This window comes from Paenibacillus mangrovi (genome assembly GCF_022898935.1).
Taxonomy (GTDB): domain Bacteria; phylum Bacillota; class Bacilli; order Paenibacillales; family Paenibacillaceae; genus Paenibacillus_AQ; species Paenibacillus_AQ mangrovi.
The window spans coordinates 1-951 of sequence record NZ_JALIRP010000031.1 but is presented as its reverse complement, the minus strand read 5'-3'; the positions used below and the strand labels follow the sequence as shown (position 1 = coordinate 951).

Annotated in this window: 2 tRNA genes and 3 rRNA genes; all 5 read left to right on the top strand. The window is 49.3% G+C overall.

Annotation, left to right across the window (positions count from 1 at the left end):
* Window positions 1-113, top strand: a 16S ribosomal RNA gene (locus tag MUG84_RS27150); the annotation flags it as partial.
* Window positions 114-246: 133 nt separating this feature from the next.
* Window positions 247-363: ribosomal RNA gene (rrf, locus tag MUG84_RS27145) — 5S ribosomal RNA — on the top strand.
* Between the two features lie 49 nt (window positions 364-412).
* Window positions 413-489 (top strand) — tRNA-Ile (locus MUG84_RS27140).
* A gap of 45 nt (window positions 490-534) precedes the next feature.
* A tRNA-Ala gene (locus MUG84_RS27135) sits at window positions 535-610 on the top strand.
* 215 nt (window positions 611-825) lie between these two features.
* Window positions 826-951 (top strand): 23S ribosomal RNA (locus tag MUG84_RS27130); the annotation flags it as partial.

Here is a 951-nt window from a genome sequence, read left to right as displayed (position 1 = left end):
GAAGTCGGTGGGGTAACCCGCAAGGGAGCCAGCCGCCGAAGGTGGGGTAGATGATTGGGGTGAAGTCGTAACAAGGTAGCCGTATCGGAAGGTGCGGCTGGATCACCTCCTTTCTATGGAGAATCGTTTCCTGAAACGGAAACATTCAAATAAAGCAAGATAATGCTCTCGAAGTATTTTTACTTCGTAAAAATTTCACTCACTCGTTGCTCAGTTTTGAGAGAGCAAACACTCTTTCAAAATGCGTTTGGTGGCGATGGCGGAGGGGTTCCACGCGTACCCATCCCGAACACGACCGTTAAGTCCTCCAGCGCCGATGGTACTTGGACCGAAGGGTCCTGGGAGAGTAGGACGCTGCCAAGCGCAAGCCCTTATGGGTTGTACCGTAAGAGGTGCAGCACAAATTATATTTGGGCCCTTAGCTCAGCTGGTTAGAGCGCACCCCTGATAAGGGTGAGGTCGGTGGTTCGAGTCCACTAGGGCCCACCATATAAATTCATAAAAGCCATACTTCACTTTTTGAAGTGAAAATATGGGGCCATAGCTCAGCTGGGAGAGCGCCTGCCTTGCAAGCAGGAGGTCAGCGGTTCGATCCCGCTTGGCTCCACCAATTATCTTTAACATTGATCCTTGAAAACTAGATAACGAAACGAATTTGCGTTTTAGAAATATCCTTTTAGCTGAACTTGTGTCAACAAGTTTAATAAAAGTAGCTGCGAAAGATTCGTGACAGGTGATCCTTTGTGAGACAGTTTCCACCTTGGTTTATTCCAATCAAGAAACTGGCGAGCAACAGAGCACATGGCGCGAAACTTGAGCAAACATGGTTAAGCTACTAAGAGCACACGGAGGATGCCTAGGCGCTAGGAGCCGAAGAAGGACGTGGCGAACAACGATACTGCCTCGGGGAGCTGTAAGCAAGCTTTGATCCGGGGATGTCCGAATGGGGAA